The organism is Nocardia higoensis (assembly GCF_015477835.1).
GTDB classification, from domain to species: Bacteria; Actinomycetota; Actinomycetes; order Mycobacteriales; family Mycobacteriaceae; genus Nocardia; species Nocardia higoensis_A.
The window spans coordinates 69,081-85,590 of the sequence record NZ_JADLQN010000010.1 but is presented as its reverse complement, the minus strand read 5'-3'; the positions used below and the strand labels follow the sequence as shown (position 1 = coordinate 85,590).

The window sequence follows — 16,510 nt, the reverse complement described above, 5'->3', positions numbered from 1 at the left end:
CCGAAACGCATCTCGGATGTTTCGCTCCAAAATAGGGTGTTTCCGCAGGTCAAACCCTAAACCAGCCCGGCTCGAAACCCCCCGATTCCAGTTTTAGTGTCACTTTCCCCGGCGCCACCGACTCCAACACCTCGGCGTTATCCACCGCAGGAAACTGATAACCCTCCAAATCGATGTAGAACCGCAACGCCACCGACGACCCCGCCGAATGCCCCAACTGAGCACTCGCACGACCCGGATCACGCGTCTTCCCCGTGATATGGGTAGCCACCGTGTCCCGACAGTTGCCGAACGTGAACCACTCCAACTCCGAACCCGCCTTCACCTCCCCCAAGGCACGCGACATCGTCGGCGTCGACAACCAATCCCCCCGCGCCCCCTTGAACACCGGCTCCTGCTCGTCGAGCGGCCCCGTCCAGTCCCGCCACCCCCGCAACACGCCACCCAACCAGGTCGGCAACACCAGGTGATAGTCCTTCCCCCGCTTCCGATGCGGCTGCCGTACCCGGCCACCCTTCAGCGGCACCACCGCCCCACACACATGCATCAACACCGGCTCCCCCGGCTCGTCCAAGTGCGCGAGATCGCACCAACGCAACGCCATCGCCTCCCCCGGCCTGATCCCCGTCCCGAGTAGGGTCAACCAGTACGGCTTCAACCACTCCGCTGACGACCGCTCTTCCAACAACTCCAAGAAGCCGTCACGCTCCGCCGAAGTCAACGCCCGCTGCTTACCGCCCCCACCCTCCAGCGCAGGCACAGGATGCATCGGAGACACATCAAACAGCCCGGCGACCGTCAACATGTTGAACACTGCCGTGAGGATCATGTAATGCCCTGCCGCGATCGATGGCCCGATCTCGGTGACATCCTCGAAGTAGTCGGCCAAGAACTTGGGTTTCCCTACCTCCCGGATCGTGAGGTGCCCCATCTCCTTCATCAACTTCACTGATCCGCGGCGACGCCGGCCCCGCTCATCCGCTTCATAGATCCAACGCCGGTAGTTGATCAACGATTGGGGCCGGATTTTCCCGGCCTCACACCGTTTCGTCTCCCGCTTGAACCAGGCATCCAATGCCTTCGACATCTTGTCGGACAGTTCGAACTCTCTGGCAGTGTCACGAGTCGCGCGGGCACTCGACTTCTGCCTGTTCCGCTCGAAGTTGGCGTTCCAATCCTCCAAACACTCTTTCCTGGTGCGACCGGACCCGCTGGTGCGGACATAGGTGCCGCTGAACGTGCGGTGCCGGACACGTTGCAGCCGCCAGATCCCGTCCGGGTCTTTCGACGGATTCAACTTGTAGGCGGGTGGGAGCGCGCCCGGCTCCAATGATTCTTGCGCCATCTAGTTCCTCGCTGCTTCGATGCTCACGCCGCCACACCCTGCTGTGCCTCTTGCCAGGCGCGGACATCGGTCGCCTTGTACCGGTAGCGGCCTTGCACCTTGAAGCATTTCGGGCCTTGCCCAAGATGCCGCCAGTTGGACAGCGTTTTGGTGGTGAAACCGATCTGGTCGGCGACCTGTTGGCGGGTGAGCCATTGCGTTTCGGTCATGCGGAGCCTCCACAAGCGTGCGAGTGATGTCGAGACCCGTACTGGTTGCAGCCGGGTTGCCCGACAATCATGTTTCTATCGCACACTATAGTCTACGTCGTATCGACATGAATAGCCCGCAAGTACCCGCCACTACCCGGTGCGGCGCCGCAACACATCCAAGATGAGCGCCCGCGCCCGCTCCCCCGTCACAGCCTGCTCCGCAATGAGGTCGAACGCCTGCCCATACGTGGCGATCTCGCGAGGGCGGGTGATCCGCAGCTCCGCCGACAAGGTTTCCACTGTGACGAGGCGGTCATCGAACATGACGAAGTTGTGGAACTGCATCGGCAACGCCGCCCGCGCCGGGATCACCCCCAACGTCACGCGCGACACACTCGACACCGCAATCAACCGATCCAGTTGACCGGCCATCACCTCTTCGCTACCCACCGTCGTCCACAACGCCTGCTCACCCACCAGAATGCGGAAACGGCGGTCACCGCGGTACAGGAACTGTTGCCGCTCCAACCGCTTCTCCACACCCCCATCCACATCCCCCACCGCGAGCCGATGCCGCACCACCGCATATTCGAGGATCGCCCGCGCATACTCGGCAGTCTGCAAAATGCCAGGCACCACCACGTTCTGCACGATGCGGGTCACCGTGGTTTCCTCCGCCAACTTCACCAACGAGGCTTGCGTAGCCCCAAGCCCGCGACCCAACTGCCGCCGCATCTCCATGTAGGCGGCATCCACACCATGCAACGTCGCCAACAAGTCTTCCAACTGGTCGTCAGCGTCCGCATGCAGACAGTAGGCGCGGATCACGTCATCGGTCGGGCGCAGTCGCCCATACTCGTATTTGCTGACCTTCGACTCATGCCATCCCGTCAACGCCGCCAAGTCACGCCCGGACAAGCCTGCGCGGCGCCTGATCTCCCGCAGCCTTTGTCCGAGCGCTTCTACAGCTTCGAGGGGACTACTCACTGTTCGGGGGTGTACTCGCTGTATGGGGTGGCGGCCTGCCACAGCGTGTCGCGGGCGAAGCGGCAGACGGCGGCGATACTCGGATCATCAGTGACCGCTAACCCGGCGGGCTTCCCCTCAGCATCAACCAGGTTGAACGCGACAGTCCGGTCATCGAACAGCCAGAAGTCGTCCGGGCCGCGAACCGGCGCCTTCTCCCGCGGCAAATACCGGATGTCCTCGCCCGCAGCCGCGTTTACGCCCGTGATCGACAACAACCAGCGTTGATAATCCGACAGCGGCTCAGTGACCACCCGCACACGAGACACGTGGACGCCGCGGGCAGTCACCTCCAGCATCATGCGCGTCCACGGCCTGTCACTGCGGTCTTCAGCAGGCTCGCCAGCAAGGAAACGCCTCAGCGGTTCCGCTTCGGCGGGCACGTTGTAGGTGTCGTGAGTTTCCAGGTGGAAGGCGCTGCGTCGAGCGTCCCGCCACAAGCTATCGACAGCGTCGCCGCTCAAATGCTGCACCGTAAAACGTCCTCTCCAAGCGGGGTACTTCGATCACCGTCTCATCTTCGGCGATCGTCATGGGCGCCAGTATCTCCGGGTCATCGACGGGGCGGCCCACCAGGAGGAAGGTACCGCGCCCGGTGTCGGACATCATCGCCCCCAGATAGGTGCCCTCGTCGGCGAATCCGGGCAGCAGGTGCGGGATCTCGACCACGCCGAGCACATCAGTCGCCCAGCCTTGCACGAGGTAGGTGTCGCGGTCAGTGGCGTACAGGGTGGGGCAGTCCTTTTCGCCGGAGCCGCCCTTGCCGAGGAATGTGACGCGCATCGTGGACTCTCTTTCGCGGGAATTTTCTTGCCAGCCACCGGATTACATCATGCGATGGTGTGCAAGTTTCGGCAAGATCGGCTCGACTTTGTGCAAGTTTTGGCAAAATGCTGGTTTGCTGGCTAGCACGCTACCTAGCCTTCGGGTTGGGGCGTCCACGGTGACCGGCTCGCCGTTCCACACACCCGTGGACGCCCCTCCCCAACCTTCATTACAGCGAAAAGGGTGGTGGGCGATGCGTTTGAGCGAGGCCCGAGTAATGGCTGTGACAGTGCGCGAGTCGGTTGCGGTTCCCGTGTTGCTGGAGCAGGTGCCGTTGAGTGAATCCACGGTGCGGCGTGCGATCCGATCTTTGTCGGCGCGTGGCCTGCTCGCTGTCGAGGCGGGTGTGTGCCGTGTGACCGATCGTGGACGTGGTTGGGCTGCGACACGTCGTGGCCGAACCCTGCTTGATGTGCCGGCGGTGTCGTGATGGATGCGGGGTTGCAGCAGCGGATCTCGTGTGCGGATGGGGTGTGGGCGTCGTCGAGTGTGACGGCGGCTTATCACGCTTTGCAGGTGCATGCGGATTGTTGCGTTGGCCGGTGTCGGGCGAAGACGGCGGCGACCCGTTTCCTTGTGGAGGAGGGGCTGATTTGAGCGAGTCAGGCATGTGGTTTCAGGACGAGGCTGGCAACTGGCGGACGGTCGATGAGGACGGTTGGACCGATGAAGCCGTGGATGGGCACTCGTTGCCGAGCAGGTTGGCGGACATGAAGAGGGAGCGGTTGCGTGCGGTACCGGATTCGAGTGCGGGAAGGGGGTGAACATGAAGGGTTTCGAGCCCGGCCCTGATGGGGCAGCTTTCGACAATTGGAATCGGCCGTCGAATGGCGATGACGACGGCCAGGACTAGCACGTAACACAAAAAGAACGCCCGACCCTGAACTAGGGTCGGGCGTTCTCGTGTATCTGCGGGTCAGTCGTCCTGCCGTTCGCGCGCCTTCCGAACTGCCTCATTCCACTCGGCGTCAGTCGGCGGCTTGTTCCCGCCCCACAGACCGCGCCACCACGCCTTGCTCCACATTGCCAGCGGCCAAAACAGGGCGCCGATGAGCATGGAGACAACAAACACCCCATGCAGCAGGCGAGGGGCCATCGCTTCCGCGTCCGCCCACTCATCCAGGCCGCGCATCCTCGGCAGAATGTTCAGCATGGCATCGGAGTAGGTGAGGACGGTCAGCACATACCCGACCGCGTACACGGCCAGCAAGTAATGCCACCACTCGAAGCCCGTCAGCCACTGCCACACGGCACCCATCACGCGACCTCGTCGCGCAAGTACTCGACCGCAGCGTCTTCCAGCCCCGACAGATCCGGGCTGCTCTTGTAAACCGCAGCCAGCCAGTTGATTTGATCAGCGCGGAAACCACCCCAATGAATGTCACCCACCACCACGACCGGAGCCGTCTGATAGCCGAGGAGCCGCACCATATCCAGGTCAGCGGGATACTCGGTCAGGTCACGGTAGGTGTAGGGGACGCCGAGAGCATCGAAACGGGCCGTCGTCAACTTGCAGGCGGGGCAATTCGGTTTCCCGAAAACGAGCACGTCAGGCATTGGCAGGCTCCTCGTTCGGGATGTGCAGGATGGTGATGTCGTCGCCGCCCGCCACATCCATCACCTGCTCACTGCTGTACAAGACGTCAGACATCGGTGTAGACCACCAACCGGGGGCGGCATGCTGATAGACGTGGCCGCGCAGGAGGATCACTGTGCGCGGTCCCAAAACATCCAGTGCGGTGGTGTCGAACGAGATCGTGTCCTCACCCTGGTCCGTCTCGATGACACGGCCAGGCTCGTGAACCAGCCCGCCATCCACAACATCGTCGATCAACGCGGTCGCGAACTCATACAGGCTGTGGAACGGATGCTCCAGGATCAGGCGGTTCGCACGGTCACGCAGGGTGCGCTTCAACAGCTCAGCCACGATCCGCCTCCGAGTCAAGCGCCCCCTGCACGCTGGCGACGGCACGCTTCCAACCACACGAGACCGCATCATCGTCCGGATGCACGTCGCAGCGGGGATGGGTGGCGAGAGCGGCATTAACACGAGCGAGCACGGCACGCGCCGCCGCGAGGTCAGCCCCCAAGTCGGCGACCGACTCCCACACACCCTGCCAGTCGATGAAACCGTCCTCATCAGGGGTGGTGTCGGTGATGTCCAACGCCATCTCGTTCAACTTCTGAAGCATCAAACCGAGTTCACGCGCACCCGCCTTGAACTGGTCACGCTCGGCTTCGACCTCAGCCGCCTTGTCGGCCAATTCATGCAATGCGTTCATCTGTCCAGGCGGCGGCGTAAAAGCGGCCTGTGCGCGAATCTGGTCAGCAAGCGAAGTCATCGGGTCTCCTCGTCGATGTAATCCCAGGTGATTAGCCCCTCGGGCGGGTTCCAATAGCCGTCGGCGTCAACGGATTCACAGAACTGGCGGAGGTCTGCGCGGGCGACGTTCGCACACCAGGCATTCGCCGGGCGCGCGCCGGGCCGGAAACCCTCACGCACTGTGATGGTCTGCTGATCCCATCCATCCCAGCCGAGCATCGAGGACGTGCCGAGCTCGTCGGCGCGGGCGAACCGATCGGCTGCGGCGTGCTCGTAGGTGGCTTCCAGTTCTGCGCGGGTGCCGAACTGGATCGGTGCGTCCACGACGGACGAGTAGACGACATAGAAGTCCTCGCCGCGGACCGGTTTGATGATCGTGTGCCCCATCAGTGGTCGACCTCCTTCTGGGCGCGGATGGTGGGGCACGGGTAGGTCTGCCAGTTGCCGTCATCGGTGCCGCACCCGGAGCACACGCGGGTGAGCCGTCCGCCGGGGTGGCGCATGTTCACGGCTTCGATCGGCTGATGCAGCTCGCGCACCCGATCCCGCTGCGCCTCCAGCTCGGTGACGCGGGCGCGGGCGGCAACCAGCTGGGCGAGCAGGTCCACCCGCTCGTTCACGGCCTCCACGATCCCGGCGGCCCAGTCGTCCGCCCAGGGCGGCAGCTCGCCGGTGAGGCCGTCGCGGTTGCCGTCACCGCGGTCCACCCACAGGGCGCGGTCGACGAGCACCAGGCGCTCGGCGGTGTGGGTGTCGGTCTGCTCGGGCATGGTCTCTCCTGTGGTGAGGGCCGCGCGGGAGGCGGCGGTAGATGGAGGTGTCGAACCGAGTGGTTCGAGCAGATCACCCGAGCATAGTTTGCATCCACTGTCGTTGTCTACAACCAACGCGAACGCGTCTGGCGACGCATGCGAGGCGAGCATTCGAGCGCCCTGACTGCGAGAATCTGCCATGCGACGCGCACACGACTGTAGGGCGCGTCAGAAACGGTCACCCCTAGCCGAGGTATAGGCGGAGGGGGTTACGGGCCTCCACCGGCTTGCCAGGCGGCCGGAAACGGCATCCCCGATTCACGCTCCCCCACCCGATCGCGTCTGGTCGCCGGAAACGGCTTCGGACGACAGGCGCCGGCCCCGAATCCCCACGCGCGCGGACTGTTGGTCACCATCGAAAAGAACCACGTGCGTCTCGTTCCAGCGTGGTCGCGTGACGGCCGCTGCAAAAGATGGGGTTTTGATGAATCAGGCTTCTTGCAGCAGCGCAAACGGGAGCATGCTGCAAACCGCTGGCGCAGAGACGCCACGCAGGCGGCAACACGAAGCGGCGTCGCGGTCAGAGACGTGAAGTCGCGTTTTCGCGGCTGCCGCAAAGCAACCACGCTGGGACTTGGGTTACTCACTTACGTGAGTAACGCGCGCGCACGCGTTCCTTTAGATCGCGCAGGCGCGCGCACGCACACGTTCACTCGCTCTCCCGCGCGCGCGAAAGGGATCTCGGGCGTGTCGGATTCGAGCGTGCGCGAATACTGCGCAGGGTCTCCAAGACAGCCCGGACCCTGCCCAAAATCTGCGCACGACCGCCAAACCCCCAGCATGGAACCCTTCGCGAACCCTTCCGGAAGGGTTGCGGAACCCTTCGCGACGGCATCGCGCCGGCGTTCCGCGGCAATCGTCGGAAGATCCTTCACACCCACCGGAGCATCCCCCGACACCCTCCACACCCCCTCCAGACACACGAAAAACGGCCCCCGACCACCCAAAACAGGGGGCCGGGAGCCATTTTTTCAATCAACTCACACGCACATAACTCGCCGTGTTCGTCAACGCAGACGGCTTGGACGTGTTATTCCCGCCATCCGCCTCCAACCGGATCAGATCACCCGCAGTCACCGACACCCCCGTCGCCGTCACAGTCGCTGTCGCGGTCCCACTACCAGGCACCGACACCTGACTACCCGTCGCCAAAATGACACCCGTCGTCTGATTCCGCAACCTCATCGTCACCGGCCTGGAGAAGGTGGAGTTAGCCGTCCACACCACCGACGCCGACACCGTCTTACCCGTGCCAGTGGACTGCACCACCAGATCACTACCACTGATCGTCGACCCCGGATAGTTGGTGGTGTCCGCAACCCACCCGGTGACCTGGCCGAAGCCGTTAGGTGCAACATACGCGCCGTCCTTCGTCATCGACGACGGCGCGAACGTCACGCCAGCCGCAGCGAGACTGCCAACGCCCGTAAACCCGGCAACCGCAGTCGGATACCCGGAGGCTGCGAGGACACCAGAACCGGTGAACGCTGCCGTGGCAGGAGCAACCAGACCAGCAGTCAACGAACCAGCAGCCGTGAACGCTGCCGTAGCGACCGCCACAGCAGGCGCCGCAAGGGTACCTGCACCAACGAATTCGGCGATGCCTTCGTTCTGGACCTCCATCAGCACGCCCTCAGCGGTGAACCCGGCCAGACCAGCAGCAGCACCCAAAGCCTCCAGCAGACCGTCAGCCGTGAACGCGGCAACCGCCATCGGGGCGCCGACCGCAGTGAGGATGCCTTCAGCCGTCCAGGCCGCGACCGGTGGTGGTGTGCGGAACAACGCGCTCGGGAGACGCATCCGAGACACTGTCGGCAACCCCGCCGCGGTCGCGCTACCAGACGGCGGCCGGGCTCTCCACTGCGAGATTTGCGGGAACCCGGTCACGGTCAGCTCACCGCGAAGCTAGGTGTGACCTTGATGGTGCCCGCGGAGTTCAATGTGATGTTCGGTGCCAGCGACGTCTTGTCATAGAACGTGCCAGCCGAACTCGCAGACCACAGACCGACATGCGTGTACGAGCCGGCCGGGCACGTGAACGACAGCTCGGGCATCGTCAACGCGCCACCCGTACCCGACGACCAGGTACCTTGTACGCGAACATAGCCGCCGCCGCTGGCTTCGCTCGCACCAGTCGTGCCAGGGTCAGCCGTATGCAGGGACACCCACACAGTGGCGGCACCCGAAAGTGTCTTGTAGGCGTCGGCAAGGACTTGCCGTGTAGCGCCAACAGCAATAGCCATTTTTTACCTCTGCCAAGTGATAGCGCCCCGATACCAGCACAAATCAATGCCGTCCGAATAGCGGACATATATGCGGTATGTGGCGGGTTGAGTAATGGTGTCGGCAACAATCGAATCGATCTGCCAGCGGATCAGCGTCGTGTTCACATTCGCCGCCCACGTCGCTTGCACCGTGTTGTCAGGGTTGTAGATGATCAGGTCGACATCAGTGCTCGCAGCGAATGCCTCACCAGCGGGTGGGGTGATTTCGTGAATGAAATCCTGTCCAGGGACGAGCACGACAGTTTCGTAAAGTGGTTCGTGGCCTATAGCCATCAGACCCCCTCCATATAGGGGCGGGAAAAGGGAATGTCACAGGGCGGCTTGCATAAGACGCAAACTGTTCCAAGACGCGGAGTTCGCGTCGTTTGCGCGCTGCACGAATGCGCCCATCCAGGAGTTTGTCGTGGGTAGTTCGGTGACGCTCACCTGCGCCATAGCAGAACGAACCCCATTAACATCCACCCAGGCTGTGTTGCCGTTACACGAAAAACGGCACACATCGCCGTCCTGCAAATTCAAACTGGTGGTGTCTATCGGGCCGTGACTATAGGTAATAGAACCGCCGGACAACGATGACGAAAACCTGGAGATGCGAACAGCAGTCCTCGCGAAACGCGCTATCAACCCTTCAGTGCCAGACGCATTAGAGCGCAAAATCAGACCGTTCGCGGTTGTGTCGTTCGGTGCGATATTGCCGCCGATGACCCCTTCGATCTGCTGCGCGCCATTCGTAATCCCGGAGTCTCGGAGCAGCCCGCGGCCACCATTCGTGGCTCCAGTGGTGGACCAACTGTTGCTTACGATGGCGGCGTCAGTCCCGATCTGCGTCCACCCATTACCAACCGCCCCGTTCGTTCGGTTAAAGTTGTCGAAAAACAGTTCCGACATGCCGGGAAGCACGAAATCCGTAGGCCGGTCGAACCATTTAATCCAATCCAGCCACGCATCTTTCCTCTCCGCCGCGATATTGAGGCCACGCTTGCCAGGTGCGGTACGGAAAGACCCATTCAACATTGCCTGAACAACGAGGAAATCGTTCATCCACACGCGAACAAGAGCGTCATTATCAACCCAAATCCGGACGGTGAACCATGCCCCATAAAAGGCAGTCGGCACAGCACCTGAACCTATCACCGTGTTGCTGACACCGAGAGAAGCCGACTCGTAAACCTTGATCGTGTCGCCGTCGATAGCAGGCTGATGCGCCATCGCGACCAAGGTTGCCTGCGAGTACGATCCGCTATAGTTCTTTGCCCAGTTCGCCATCAGCAGAACTAAGAGCGAATTCGCTACCAAGCCATCATTCGCCGGAAACCATACGCGGGCCTCGAACCCGTAATTCTTGGTGAACGGCTCGAACTCATAACTCACCCCTCCGGGAACATCAACGAACACGTAGTGGCCTATATGGAGTTGATTGTCGGCGTTGATTTCGTGCGTCAGATTAGTGCCCCACTTCTGCCACGGCTGCTTCAGCGGGCTTTCGGGCGGTCGGCTGAACTGGTCGTACCAGCCGGACCACGCCCACGGCGGATTCCGTTTGATCAGAAAGCTCACGGCACCACCTACTCGGGTTGAATCTCGTCGCGCGGTATCGCACCCGAAATGTGCCCGCCATTGCGTAGCAGGAATTTGCGGACACCCTGCAATACGCGTTTGTTGCCGCGTAGATCGAGGAAATCATTGGGGCTCAGGAGGGGACGTAACTCTTCGGTGTGGGTGTCGAATCTATCGATGGCGTAGGTGAGCACGCGGATAGCGGACTCGGCGGGAGCCATGTCGAAATAGCCATCCAATGAATCCACCTGGAATGCTGCGCACCAGAGCGCTTCCCGGTACGGTTGAATAGCCCACTCGGATTCCAAATTTGCGGCTGATGCGACAGCATGAAACGCTTTCACGATGACCTCACGGGGTGGGTTCAGGGAAATAGACGCCAGAAACGTTGATTTGCATAACAGTGGGGGCGGTTGTACCCACAATGCTCGTCACGTTGTAGAAGAAGCGCTCTTTATCGAACACCGGGATATCGAGCGCAGGCGCGTTATACCGGGTGACGTTCGCGCCCAACACTTGTGTATGGATCACGTCAGCGACCGTGCCAGACTCATTCCAGCGTTTGATTTCGATGGTGCAGCCGCCCGGCTGGGTGATAAACGCGAAATGGGCGTCCGTTAACCGTGCTTCCAGCCCGTCAGGAACGTTCAACACCGGACCGAGGAGCAGTTCGTTCACCCCTAGCAACACTTCCGCTGACGCCACTACACACTCCACCGACCAGTAGTGGGCGTTGTCATAGGCGATATCGGCCTTCACGCCAGCGGCGGCAGCCTCATTCGCTGCTGCCTCCGCCGTAGAAACTGCTGTCGCCGCAGAACCCTGCGCGGATACCGCGATGACGTGCACGTTTTCGAGCGGGTCACGCACCTGGCTTTTATGGCTATCCTGCGCGTTCCCGTACGAGACTTTCGCGCCCGCCTTCAACGATGTCTCAACATCCGCAGACGTCTTCTGCTGAAACGCGCGGAACGCGCCAACCTCAATACTGCCGTCAGGAGTAGGCTGATTGGGGGCGGTCATAGGCGATCACCCCCAATCAACTCAGATATGATCAGAAAACTCAGGTGGAATAGGAGGCGGCTCAGGAGAAGGCACATGCGTGCGAATGAAAACCAGCAGATCCTTCACATAATCCACCAAAACATCGATTCGGCGAACATCCTCGAAATGCTGCAAAGTGTCCTCACGATGCTGCACTTCAAGCGCTTTGATCCGGTCCCGCATATCCCGCATCTCATCCCGCAAAGGACCGAGAATGGCTTCGAAATCGGCGCGCTGCGAATCCAACGAGCGTGACCGCGGGGCAATCCACCCCACAAGCACACCGAAAAGACCCGTGGACGCGCCGATCACAGCCGTCCAGATCGCGTTCACCCGATCGAAGGAGTCTTGTAAGCCGCGACACCCAGGCCGAGCGCCGTGGATACGACCGCGACGATCGCACCCGCCTGCGAATCAGTGACCATCCCGACAGTCACCGCAGCCGGCGCCAGCACAGCGAGGACGCCGTACAGCCAAGTCCGCCAAGTGCCAGCAGCGTTCGCGCCGGCCACAGTGAAACCGAGGACCGCAGCCACCACAGGCGCCCACAAAGCAACCTGGGTGTCGGTGGCGAGACCGAACGCGACCGCGAGCACCTGGAGCGGGGCGAGCAGTGTGTACAGGGTGCCGCGCGCCTCAGCGGTCAGGTCGCGCAGGGAATCGAAAGAAGCCATGAGGCCCCCCTTATAGATAGTTGAGATAGAGATGAAAGTCAGGCGGCGTCAGGGACAGGTTTGTCTGGGCCGTCACCATGCAGCAGGCCCAACGTCTGGCGGGGCGTCCAATAGATGCGGCCGTACTCGAAGTCCTGAAACGAGCCGGTGTCGAAAGGCTGCTCATCGCTCGTGGGCCAGCCGTACGGGCCGTTCTCGAAACCACTGCGGTTCCAGCGGTTACGGATCTCGCCATGCACCCAGAAACCGGGCTGCCCGTACTTTCGGTACAGGGCGCCGCCCTCAAAGCCTTGTACGTCCCCCCACGGCTTACCGTCCGGGCCGTTCAAAACCGCATGATCACCGACCGGGTAGCCGAGCGGACCAGTCTCCCACTGCCGTTCCGCCCACGCCTCATAGATCGAGCGCGGCACAGCATGAGCACCCGTACGCGGATGCCAATAGATCGACCCGTTTTCGAAATCCGCCCAGCGGCCTTCACCGTCCGGGCAGCCGTTCTCGCCCTTCGTCTTCCGGGCGCCCAACCAGGTAGCGCGTGCCGCCTCCTGGTCGATCAGATTCACGGGAGCGACCGCGGCAGGGTTCGCGTACTCACGGACATAGCTTTCGAACACGTCCCACGGAAAGTTCGCGCCCACATCAGTGTGGGTGCCGATCCCCAACGCCTTCGTGACGTAGGCGTGATCGGAGATGCCATCCGCGCGCCGATACGGGGGTTTGATCACGTCAGTCGAGAAACCGTATTTCCGTGCGTCCTGGACGGCGATGTAGGCCGCGATCCGCAGATCAAGGTCAATCGCAAGCCACTGCTGGCGAGACCACGACGCACGGGAGCCCGCGAAACAGATGTTGATCGTGCAACTGTTGGCGTCGAGCACCGACCACGAGGCGTAATCGGTGTCCACGACATCAACGACGATGCCGCCGCGGATCGTGTAGTGGTAGGAGACACCGTTGGCGGGGTTGTTCAGGTAGGCGGCCAGCGACTCCGCGGTGCCGTCGCCTTCCTGCGAATGCAGCAGCACATGCCGCACACGGGCGCCGTAGCGGCTGGACCGCGAATTGCCGAGCCGGTTGATTTCAGTGAACTGGGGTGCAGCCATCAGGCCACCTCCGGGAATCGGTCGAGGATGGTCTTACGGGGCTTGTTGGACAGGTAGCGTTCAATCGCCAACACGCGCTCGCGTTCGTCCTCGTCCGCCTGCTCCAAGTACTTCAAGACTTCGGCGACAGGATGTTCACAGGGATTCCAGCCCGGATCGCGGACAGGTTCGTTAGTCACATACGCGCCGTCACGTGACGGCTTCCCCGTTTGAGGTGTGCGCGGCTTCCCCGCACCCTCATACGCTTCGATCATCCGCTGATCAGGTGGGAGAGCAGTCACCGGATCAAACCCCAGCGCTTCCGCCAACTGCCGTTTCGCGTCCTGCGGGAGACTGCTGACGAACTCTTTGATGTCGAACTGATCCCGATCCGGCTCGTTGATGTCCACCCACACGCCAGGACTGGTGAGCCAGTGCGGGTCCGTCTGCATCGGGCGCTGATACTTGATCTTCTGCTCCGGTGGCACCGTCGACCCCATCGGACGCGCGCCACAATCCCACAGCCGGCGGCTGACCTGCTTCAGGTACTCGACCGGGAAAGGCAGCGGGGCGCCCGACATGCCCGGCAGGCCGCTGAACATCCACAGGAATGCCTCTTCCGGGCAGTCCGGGTTGACGAGAGCTTGTTCGGGGAAGTCGCCAGGCTTCAGGCGTGGCGACTGATCAACTTCAGTCATTCGATACTCCTGGCTAGCGGCCTTGGACGGCGAGCTGTTGGATGAGGGAGCCGATATTGGCGATCGCATTCAATGCGCGCTGCCCGCGGTCCTTGTTCTTCTCCGCTTCGCCGATGACAGGCATCCATTCGGGCGGGGATTCGCGATCCCACGCCAACGTCAACTCGCGGACGCGGTCGACGTAGATGGTGTGGTCGTCGACGAACATGGTGGAGGCGAAGTCGCCGATCACTTGGGCGCCGATCCGGTCGCCGATAAAGAAGTGCCCCTTGCCGTTGTCTCCAACGAACCACGGGGCGCCGTCCCGGATGTTGATCTCATGCGAGAACCAGGATCGGGTTTCGTGCAGGGCTGCGCGGAGGGAGAGGAGCGCTTCGAGCGTGTATGCCCTGTCGCCGTCTGCGGCGAGCACTTCGAACGGTCGCGCCCAACCCGAACGGGCCACGCGGCCAGTGGATCTGGCGTGCATCCAGGCGGCTAGCGTGTCCCAGTAGAAAACCTGGGCGATAGCGTCGATAGCGCCGCCAATAGGCGGGACGAACACCATTGCGGCGATCAGGTCGCCGACAGTCTGGATGGTTGCCGAGATCAGCTCATTCACAAACGGGAAGCTGTGACCACCCGCAACCACTTGCACGGCGGTGCTCGGCGTGAACGTGAATTTGCTGGACTCGATGCCAGTTTCTTCGCCTTCGAGGTAGATGACGTACGGGCACGTCTTGTCGGTGAGTCGCAGGCCGGGCACCTTGTAGGAGTCGGGTGTCGGCGGGTCGACAACGTCTGTCACGATGTCGTCGATGAAGTCTTCCGCGAACTGTGCGAAGGTGCGGCGCAGGCCAAGGAACGGGTCACCGCCGTTGCTGGTGTCTGTCCAGTACCCGGATTTGTCGACGATGTCGACCACGAGAGTGCCGTTACGCAAGGTCTCCCCCGCGATCGGCTGTTCATCCTCGCCCACAATGAACCTGCGGACCTGAATCGAGAGTTGGGCGTCTTCGAGGATGTCTTTCGACATGTCCACCCAACGTTTGAAACGGCTGTTGGGGACTGACCAGATGGTGCCCGCAAGCATGTCTTGCGCGAACGTGGTCGGCTTGATGACCACGGACCAGTTGGACATGCCGACCGCGCCGTAATCCATCGGATCATCCGGCAGCTCCCACAGGTTCGACTGCTCCCGCATGACGTTGAGAAACAAAGCGGTTTTGAGTGCCCAAATTGACGGTCCGGCAAGGAAAAACACGCGCGGGAACTGAACAAAGTCAGGCAAAAATGGATTACACCAAGCGAGGTAGTATTCCAGAATGGACATGTCATGCAGCCAGCGCACCACAAGTACACGGGTGCCGTCCTCACGCTTCTCCACCGCGTGATCGTGGATGCGGCCCGACCAGCGGGCACCATCCTTATCTACAGTGATGTAGACGTGCAGTTTCTCACCGCGTTGGACGCGAGCGGATGCCTGCCAAATCCATTTCGCCAGCGGATCATCCAACGGGATCTCGGTCAAACCAGGTCCGACAGCGTTATCCAGCCATGTGAAGCTCGCCGAATACTCGCTATCCAGGGTACCGACCAAATCAAAGTCGCCATTCCAGATTCGCATGAGCGGCGGTTGGAGGCGGGCGCGGCGGTCTGCTTCCTCCGCCGCGGTAGTCACATCCCAGATCGCGCGGCACTGGTCGGCCAAAGACATTGCCAGCAGCGCTTCAGTGCTCATCGACGCTCCCAGCAATGTTCCCAGCGATGTGCGCAATACACTTCGACACGACCGCCACCGACAGGGGCTGACTCGACTTTCACGGGCAGGTTCGTGGCAGGTGTTTTCGGGGGGATGCGGTGCAGGAACGAAATTCCGTTCATCCGGCCCGCCAGGTTCGTTCCCGCATAGTCCCTGACCTGGAGTTTGTCCCGGTACAGGGTGATACGTGCACCGCCCTCAACAGCATCCAGTTCGGGTAGCGTGATTTTGCGTGTCGCGTGATCGCCGCCCGGAACGCGTTGATGCTTCTTCCCCGTCCAAGAGAAGTCGGGCAGCGTCCAGATGCCGCGGGTGACAACCCATTGCAGCCACATCGGTTGATCGGTGGGATTCGCGATCGTGACATAGCCTTCAGTGGTGCCGGAGGCGCCAGTCTCGAAGTAGTCGTAGGGAGTGTCCTCCCATTTGTCTTCGAACCAAAACGGTTGATCCGCCACCACAGCCATCGGCTGTACCGACGACCGAGTGACATGCGGATCGTTCTTCGACTCGTACGAGACTGTGTCGTTCTTCGCCAAATACAGGGAACGAGTGCCAGATATCGGGGTGGTGATCGACATTTTCGTGAGTGTCGAATCCGGGTCCCACGGGTCTACCTCATAGTCCCAGGCCGCGTTCCAGGCGTCCTGAAGTTCCTGCCATTCCTCGGGGGTATCGCCTTTGATGCTGATACCGAATGTGATGTCACGTTGGTTGTATGATTTGCCGTCGTACGTCGCACCTTTTTGGTAGACGCTCGATTTACGTCGAGTGACAACCGGCGCGTCGTAAATGCCCTTGATATCCGGTTGGAGAAAGAGCTTTTCCGACGCGCCAGCGCCACTGATGACGTGATGCGAGCCGTCTACACCAAAGATTTCGACGCGGGCAGAGTCCCGCATCAACA

Annotated in this window: 23 protein-coding genes; all 23 read right to left on the bottom strand. The window is 61.7% G+C overall.

The genetic code is table 11. The features are described from left to right. Positions 1–49: 49 nt before the first annotated feature. The 23 genes from IU449_RS27415 to IU449_RS27305 all read right to left on the bottom strand — a co-directional run bounded on the left by IU449_RS27415 (position 50) and on the right by IU449_RS27305 (position 16,505). On the bottom strand, positions 50–1,345 hold the full coding sequence (locus tag IU449_RS27415; RefSeq protein WP_195005067.1) for a tyrosine-type recombinase/integrase: 1,296 nt from the start codon (positions 1,343–1,345) through the stop codon (positions 50–52). A 23-nt stretch (positions 1,346–1,368) separates the two neighbouring features. After that, a complete protein-coding gene (locus IU449_RS27410) occupies positions 1,369–1,554 on the bottom strand; it encodes a helix-turn-helix transcriptional regulator (RefSeq protein WP_195005066.1) in 186 nt (61 codons plus the stop codon). A 132-nt stretch (positions 1,555–1,686) separates the two neighbouring features. After that, positions 1,687–2,523, bottom strand: a complete 837-nt coding sequence (locus tag IU449_RS27405) for a helix-turn-helix domain-containing protein (protein ID WP_195005065.1) — start codon at positions 2,521–2,523, stop codon at positions 1,687–1,689. Then, positions 2,520–3,035: a DUF6879 family protein gene (locus IU449_RS27400; protein WP_195005064.1), complete on the bottom strand. Its 516-nt coding sequence runs from the start codon at positions 3,033–3,035 to the stop codon at positions 2,520–2,522. Before IU449_RS27400 ends, IU449_RS27405 begins: the two co-directional genes overlap by 4 nt. Next, positions 3,004–3,345: a hypothetical protein gene (locus IU449_RS27395; RefSeq protein ID WP_195005063.1), complete on the bottom strand. Its 342-nt coding sequence runs from the start codon at positions 3,343–3,345 to the stop codon at positions 3,004–3,006. The genes IU449_RS27400 and IU449_RS27395 overlap by 32 nt, the downstream gene beginning before the upstream one ends. A 958-nt stretch (positions 3,346–4,303) precedes the next feature. After that, entirely contained in the window at positions 4,304–4,648 is a 345-nt protein-coding gene (locus tag IU449_RS27390) for a hypothetical protein (protein ID WP_195005062.1), read from the bottom strand. Continuing rightward, a complete protein-coding gene (locus IU449_RS27385; RefSeq protein ID WP_195005061.1) occupies positions 4,645–4,944 on the bottom strand; it encodes a glutaredoxin family protein in 300 nt (99 codons plus the stop codon). The genes IU449_RS27390 and IU449_RS27385 overlap by 4 nt, the downstream gene beginning before the upstream one ends. Then, positions 4,937–5,314 (bottom strand): hypothetical protein, encoded by a 378-nt coding sequence (locus IU449_RS27380; protein ID WP_195005060.1) that lies wholly within the window; start codon positions 5,312–5,314, stop codon positions 4,937–4,939. The genes IU449_RS27385 and IU449_RS27380 overlap by 8 nt, the downstream gene beginning before the upstream one ends. Beyond that, positions 5,307–5,729 (bottom strand): hypothetical protein, encoded by a 423-nt coding sequence (locus tag IU449_RS27375; protein ID WP_195005059.1) that lies wholly within the window; start codon positions 5,727–5,729, stop codon positions 5,307–5,309. Before IU449_RS27375 ends, IU449_RS27380 begins: the two co-directional genes overlap by 8 nt. Continuing rightward, positions 5,726–6,097: a hypothetical protein gene (locus tag IU449_RS27370; protein WP_195005058.1), complete on the bottom strand. Its 372-nt coding sequence runs from the start codon at positions 6,095–6,097 to the stop codon at positions 5,726–5,728. The genes IU449_RS27375 and IU449_RS27370 overlap by 4 nt, the downstream gene beginning before the upstream one ends. Then, the gene (locus IU449_RS27365; RefSeq protein ID WP_195005057.1) at positions 6,097–6,480 is read right to left on the bottom strand and encodes a hypothetical protein; all 384 of its coding nucleotides are present in this window, start codon (positions 6,478–6,480) and stop codon (positions 6,097–6,099) included. Before IU449_RS27365 ends, IU449_RS27370 begins: the two co-directional genes overlap by 1 nt. Positions 6,481–7,497: 1,017 nt before the next feature. Then, positions 7,498–8,322 (bottom strand): hypothetical protein, encoded by an 825-nt coding sequence (locus tag IU449_RS27360; protein WP_195005056.1) that lies wholly within the window; start codon positions 8,320–8,322, stop codon positions 7,498–7,500. A gap of 89 nt (positions 8,323–8,411) precedes the next feature. After that, positions 8,412–8,765 (bottom strand): hypothetical protein, encoded by a 354-nt coding sequence (locus IU449_RS27355; RefSeq protein ID WP_195005055.1) that lies wholly within the window; start codon positions 8,763–8,765, stop codon positions 8,412–8,414. A gap of 3 nt (positions 8,766–8,768) precedes the next feature. Next, a complete protein-coding gene (locus IU449_RS27350; RefSeq protein WP_195005054.1) occupies positions 8,769–9,080 on the bottom strand; it encodes a DUF7264 domain-containing protein in 312 nt (103 codons plus the stop codon). A gap of 36 nt (positions 9,081–9,116) precedes the next feature. Continuing rightward, positions 9,117–10,364: a hypothetical protein gene (locus tag IU449_RS27345; protein ID WP_195005053.1), complete on the bottom strand. Its 1,248-nt coding sequence runs from the start codon at positions 10,362–10,364 to the stop codon at positions 9,117–9,119. Positions 10,365–10,372: 8 nt separating this feature from the next. Beyond that, the gene (locus IU449_RS27340; protein ID WP_228805804.1) at positions 10,373–10,708 is read right to left on the bottom strand and encodes a hypothetical protein; all 336 of its coding nucleotides are present in this window, start codon (positions 10,706–10,708) and stop codon (positions 10,373–10,375) included. Positions 10,709–10,715: 7 nt separating this feature from the next. Further along, a complete protein-coding gene (locus tag IU449_RS27335) occupies positions 10,716–11,387 on the bottom strand; it encodes a hypothetical protein (RefSeq protein WP_195005051.1) in 672 nt (223 codons plus the stop codon). Between the two features lie 21 nt (positions 11,388–11,408). Next, positions 11,409–11,741: a hypothetical protein gene (locus IU449_RS27330; protein ID WP_195005050.1), complete on the bottom strand. Its 333-nt coding sequence runs from the start codon at positions 11,739–11,741 to the stop codon at positions 11,409–11,411. Then, complete coding sequence (locus tag IU449_RS27325; protein ID WP_195005049.1) at positions 11,738–12,082, bottom strand: hypothetical protein; 345 nt, start codon at positions 12,080–12,082, stop codon at positions 11,738–11,740. Before IU449_RS27325 ends, IU449_RS27330 begins: the two co-directional genes overlap by 4 nt. A 38-nt stretch (positions 12,083–12,120) precedes the next feature. Further along, a complete protein-coding gene (locus IU449_RS27320) occupies positions 12,121–13,185 on the bottom strand; it encodes an N-acetylmuramoyl-L-alanine amidase (protein WP_195005048.1) in 1,065 nt (354 codons plus the stop codon). Then, positions 13,185–13,862 carry a phage gene 29 protein family protein gene (locus IU449_RS27315; protein WP_195005047.1) on the bottom strand — a complete coding sequence of 226 codons (678 nt, stop codon included), beginning with the start codon at positions 13,860–13,862 and terminating at the stop codon, positions 13,185–13,187. The genes IU449_RS27320 and IU449_RS27315 overlap by 1 nt, the downstream gene beginning before the upstream one ends. Before the next feature lie 13 nt (positions 13,863–13,875). Then, a complete protein-coding gene (locus IU449_RS27310) occupies positions 13,876–15,582 on the bottom strand; it encodes a hypothetical protein (protein ID WP_195005046.1) in 1,707 nt (568 codons plus the stop codon). Continuing rightward, a complete protein-coding gene (locus tag IU449_RS27305; protein ID WP_195005045.1) occupies positions 15,579–16,505 on the bottom strand; it encodes a hypothetical protein in 927 nt (308 codons plus the stop codon). The genes IU449_RS27310 and IU449_RS27305 overlap by 4 nt, the downstream gene beginning before the upstream one ends. Positions 16,506–16,510 lie beyond the last annotated feature (5 nt).